The 4,694-nt window shown below is 72.4% G+C and carries 3 protein-coding genes; 1 reads left to right on the top strand and 2 read right to left on the bottom strand.

What is annotated here, in order from left to right; all coding sequences use genetic code 11:
• Window positions 1-128: 128 nt before the first annotated feature.
• Together katG and ACOV8S_RS27970 are read right to left on the bottom strand one after the other, a co-directional pair.
• Window positions 129-2,357: a catalase/peroxidase HPI gene (gene katG, locus ACOV8S_RS27975; RefSeq protein ID WP_448321247.1), complete on the bottom strand. Its 2,229-nt coding sequence runs from the start codon at window positions 2,355-2,357 to the stop codon at window positions 129-131.
• A gap of 53 nt (window positions 2,358-2,410) precedes the next feature.
• Window positions 2,411-2,845 (bottom strand): Fur family transcriptional regulator, encoded by a 435-nt coding sequence (locus tag ACOV8S_RS27970; protein ID WP_448321245.1) that lies wholly within the window; start codon window positions 2,843-2,845, stop codon window positions 2,411-2,413.
• 249 nt (window positions 2,846-3,094) lie between these two features.
• On the opposite strand from ACOV8S_RS27970, the gene ACOV8S_RS27965 reads away from it, so the two are divergent.
• Window positions 3,095-4,531, top strand: coding sequence for a hypothetical protein (locus ACOV8S_RS27965; protein WP_448321243.1), 1,437 nt, complete (start codon window positions 3,095-3,097; stop codon window positions 4,529-4,531).
• The last annotated feature ends 163 nt before the right edge of the window (window positions 4,532-4,694 follow it).

The following is a 4,694-nucleotide window of genomic DNA, read 5'->3' as shown; positions in this document are numbered from 1 at the left end:
CGCCCTCCCCGCCCGCGCGGGGGAACGCCCCCGGACGCGGGAACGCCCCCGCCCGGCCTCGCGGCCGGACGGGGGCGTTCCGTTGGGGTCGGGCGACCGACGCCTCCCCGGATCGGATCGGCGGGCGATCAGACCAGGTCGAAGCGGTCGGCGTTCATGACCTTGTCCCAGGCCTGGACGAAGTCCTTGACGAACTTCTCCTTGGCGTCGTCGCTCGCGTAGACCTCGGCGACGGCGCGCAGCTCGGAGTTGGAGCCGAAGACGAGGTCGGCACGCGTGCCGGTCCACTTCTTCTCACCCGTGGCCTCGTCGAAGGCCTCGTACAGGTTGTTCTCGCCGTCCACCGGCTTCCACGTCGTGCCCAGGTCGAGCAGGTTGACGAAGAAGTCGTTGGTGAGCTTGCCCGGGGCGTCGGTGAGGAGACCGAGCTCCGAGTCCTGGTAGTTGGCGCCCAGGACGCGCAGACCGCCGACCAGGACGGTCATCTCGGGCGCGCTCAGGTTGAGCAGGTTGGCGCGGTCGACCAGCAGGTGCTCGGCGGGCAGGCGGTTGGCCTTGCCGAGGTAGTTGCGGAAGCCGTCCGCCTTCGGCTCGAGAGCGGCGAAGGACTCGACGTCCGTCTGCTCCTGGGTGGCGTCGACGCGGCCCGCGGTGAACGGGACCTCGATGTCGAAGCCCGCCTCCTTGGCGGCCTTCTCGACGCCGACGGCGCCGGCGAGGACGATCACGTCGGCCAGGGAGACCTGCTTGCCGCCGGGGAGGGAGGCGTTGAAGGACTCCTGGACGCCCTCGAGGGTGCTCAGGACGGTCTTGAGCTTCTGCGGCTCGTTGACCTCCCAGTCGGCCTGCGGCTGCAGGCGGATGCGGGCGCCGTTGGCGCCGCCGCGCTTGTCGCTGCCGCGGAAGGAGGACGCGGAGGCCCAGGCGGTGGAGACCAGCTGCGACACGGACAGGCCGGACTCGGCGATCTTCGCCTTCAGCGCGGCCACGTCGGCCTCGTCGACGACCTCGAACTCGCGGGCCGGCAGCGGGTCCTGCCAGATCAGCGTCTCGGACGGGACCTCGGAGCCCAGGTAGCGGACGGCCGGGCCCATGTCACGGTGGGTCAGCTTGAACCAGGCGCGGGCGAACGCGTCGGCGAAGGCGCGCTCGTCCTCGAGGAAGCGCTGCGAGATCTCCGCGTAGATCGGGTCCATGCGCAGCGCGAGGTCGGTGGTGAACATGATCGGCTGGTGGCGGACACCCTCGAGGTGCGCGTCGGGCACGACCTTGCCGGCACCGTGCTTCGGACGCCACTGCAGCGCGCCGGCCGGGCTGTGGAACTGCTCCCACTCGTAGCCGAACAGGATCTTGAAGTACTCGTTGTCCCACTTGGTGGGCTCGTAGGTCCAGGCGCCCTCGAGACCGGAGGTCACGGTGTCCGCGCCCTTGCCGGTGCCGTGGCTGTTGCGCCAGCCCAGGCCCTGCTCCTCCAGGCCGGCCGCCTCCGGGTCGTCGCCGACCGCGTCCGCCGGGCCGTTGCCGTGCGCCTTGCCGAAGGTGTGACCACCGGCGATCAGGGCGACCGTCTCCTCGTCGTTCATCGCCATGCGGCGGAACGTCTCGCGGATGTCGCGGGCGGCGGCCAGCGGGTCGCCGTTGCCGTTGGGGCCCTCGGGGTTGACGTAGATCAGACCCATCTGGACCGCGGCGAGGGGCTCCTCGAGGTCACGGTCGCCGGAGTAGCGCTCGTCGGCGAGCCAGGTGGTCTCCGGACCCCAGTACACGTCCTCGTCGGGCTCCCACACGTCCGCGCGGCCGCCGGCGAAGCCGAAGGTCTCGAAGCCCATCGACTCCAGGGCGACGTTGCCCGCGAGGACCATCAGGTCGGCCCAGGAGATGGCCTGGCCGTACTTCTTCTTGACCGGCCACAGCAGACGGCGGGCCTTGTCCAGGTTGACGTTGTCCGGCCAGCTGTTCAGCGGCGCGAAGCGCTGCTGACCGGCGCCCGCGCCACCGCGGCCGTCGGTGATGCGGTAGGTGCCGGCGCTGTGCCACGCCATGCGGATCATGAACGGGCCGTAGTGGCCGTAGTCCGCCGGCCACCAGTCCTGCGACTCGGTGAGGAGCGCGGCGATGTCCTGCTTCACGGCGGCGAGGTCGAGGCCCTGGAAGGCCTCGGCGTAGTCGAAGCCCTCGCCCAGCGGGTTGGCGACCGCGGGGTTCTTGGCGAGGATCTTGAGGTTGAGCCGCTCCGGCCACCACTGGCGGTTGCCGCCGCCGGCGGTCGGGTGCGGGGCGCGCGCGCCGTGCGCGACGGGGCAGCCGCCCGTCTCCGCCTTCGGCTCGGTGACGATGGCGTCGTGGTTCTCAGTCAATGCATGTCCTTCTGGATCAGGCGGTCACGGCTCAGGTGCTGCGAGCTGTGGGACTACTGCTGGCGAGCGGTGGAACAGGCGGGGCACAGGCCCCAGTACGTCACCTCGGCCTCTTCGATCACGAAGCCGTGGTTCTGGGAGGCGGTCAGGCAGGGGGCCTCACCGACCGCGCAGTCCACGTCGGCGACGGTGCCGCAGGAGCGGCAGACGACGTGGTGATGGTTGTCCCCGACACGCGCCTCGTACCGGGCCGGGCTGCCGGCCGGTTCGATGCGGCGGACCAGTCCCGCGGCCGTCAGCGCGTGCAGCGCCTCGTAGACGGCCTGGGTCGAGACGTGGCCCACGCGCTCGCGTACGCCGGAGGCGATCGCCTCGGCTCCGAGGTGGTCCCCGGCCCTGACGGTTTCGAGCAGCGCGACGCGGGCTGCCGTCACCCGCAGGCCTGCGCCGCGGAGTTCCTCGGCGGGCGAGGCGGGGGTTGCGGTCATGGTCACGAACCTTACATGGCTTGAGGCGAGAGGTACAGAAAGATGAGTCATTCCAGTTTGGAAATGACATTTCCGCATCTTTTTGTCCGTTTGGTGATAATTTTCTCGTCGTTTCGAGGTGATGCGGATGTTCGCGACGTGACGTCGAAAATCATCTGACGGGCCCGCGAGCGGCACGGTATGGTTCCCGGCGATGACGACTCACTCCATGACCAGATTGGGGGACCCGTCCGCGCAAGGTGAGTGCTGATGCTCACCGACATCGCGAACGGACGACTCTCCCTGTGGCGGCGCGTACGCGCCCATGCCGTGCCGCCCTCCATGATCGGGACGGCGACGGCCCGCCGTGAGGCGGGCGACTGGGCGGGGGCCTGCGCCGCCGCCCGCGTCGACGTCGATCTCGACCTGCGGACCGTCTCGCGCCGGTACGGCCGGGACTTCGCCGCCCTCCTCCGCTCCGACCTGCGGAGCCTCGCGCCCGACCTGCTGCGCTGGCACCTGCCGAGGATCGTCCCGGACGGTCTGCTGCGCCCCGGTCTGACCGTGCCGCTCGTCCACTACGACGTCGAAGGCGTCGGGAGTGCCGGTGGCGTCGGCGGCGCCGGCCGTGGCCGGGTGAGCCTGGTGGTCCGCACCGACCCCGCGTGGGCGGACGCCGGACAACGGCTCTCCCTCACCCTGTGGGACCCGTCCGCACGGGACGCCGCGTCCCGCCGGCACCCGCATCCCTCGCCCAGCCGGCGCCACCGACTCGACCTGCACCGTCACCTGTGGGACGCGACCAGGTCGGGGGAGCTGGCCGCCCGGTCCACGGACGGCGCGCCCCCGGCGGACCGGGACGCCTGGCCGGAGCCGCTGCGCACGCTGCCGCCCGGCTGCCGGTACGACGTCGGCCGCTGGGCGGACGAGGCGGGCCTCCTGCTCGACGCCGAGGGACGCGGTCCGGCGGGAAGCGTGCTGGTGCGGCTCGGCGGCCGCGGCAGGCTGCTGCTGGACGTGGCACGCGACGGCGCCGGCTCCTGGCGGATCACCGGCGCCCGCCGCCCGCGGCATGCCACCGCCGCCGATCCGCCGGTGCTGCCCGACGCGGCCACCTGGGTCCCGCCGGACCGCGACCTGCTGGCCGCGGGCCTCGTCGAGCCGCACGCACTGCACCCGCTGGTCGCCGCCGCACTCGCCCCCGGACATCTCCCGGCGCCCGCCGTCGCACCCGCGCGCCGGGCCGAGGAGCCCGGGGTGGTGGACTGTCGTGGCGAGCTCCACCGGATCGCCCAGGTCGACGGCGTCCTCGCGCCACTCGACCACGATCCGGCCGAGCTGCGCCGCGAGGCGCTCCTGGTGGCGCTCGGCGGGCCGCCGCTGCCCTGCCTCCGTGCCGTCGACGAGGCACTGCGCACCCCGGAGTGCCTGCCCGGCGTACGCGAACGCCTCGCCCACGGCGACGCCGACGGGGCCCTCGAGATCGTCACCACCCTTCTCGGACCCCAGGCGGTGCTGCGCGAGGGCGAGTTGCTCGACACGCTCGCGGCCGCCGTCGAACAGCGGACCGTGCGCGGCCTGTACCGGGCCGGGCTGTCGGTCTCCGACCGGCTCGAGGGCGTCCCCCGTCATGTGCTGGCGGCCCCCATGACCCCTTCCCACCGCCGCGCGGTGCGTCGCCGCGCAGGGGAAGCCGCCCACCACTGAGTGCTCCGCACCCCGTTCCCGCGCCTGCGCCCGCAGTTCGCGGTCTCCCGTCGCGTGCCGCCCGCTTCCGAGGGCCCCGTGACGGCTCGTCACCCCTGTCTCGCTCTTTCCCCCTTCCTGTCGCCTTCAGAGGAGTCGCCTTGACCATCACCCTGTCCCCGTC

The sequence above is a fragment of the Streptomyces sp. CO7 genome (genome assembly GCF_053474865.1).
This window is presented reverse-complemented; position numbering and strand designations above follow the sequence as displayed.

Bases quoted from the DNA above. Each gene is read 5' to 3' on its own strand.
- ACOV8S_RS27965 (WP_448321243.1), top strand. From the start codon at position 3,095: ATGCTCACCGACATCGCGAACGGACGACTCTCCCTGTGGCGGCGCGTA.
- ACOV8S_RS27970 (WP_448321245.1), bottom strand. From the start codon at position 2,845: ATGACCGCAACCCCCGCCTCGCCCGCCGAGGAACTCCGCGGCGCAGGC.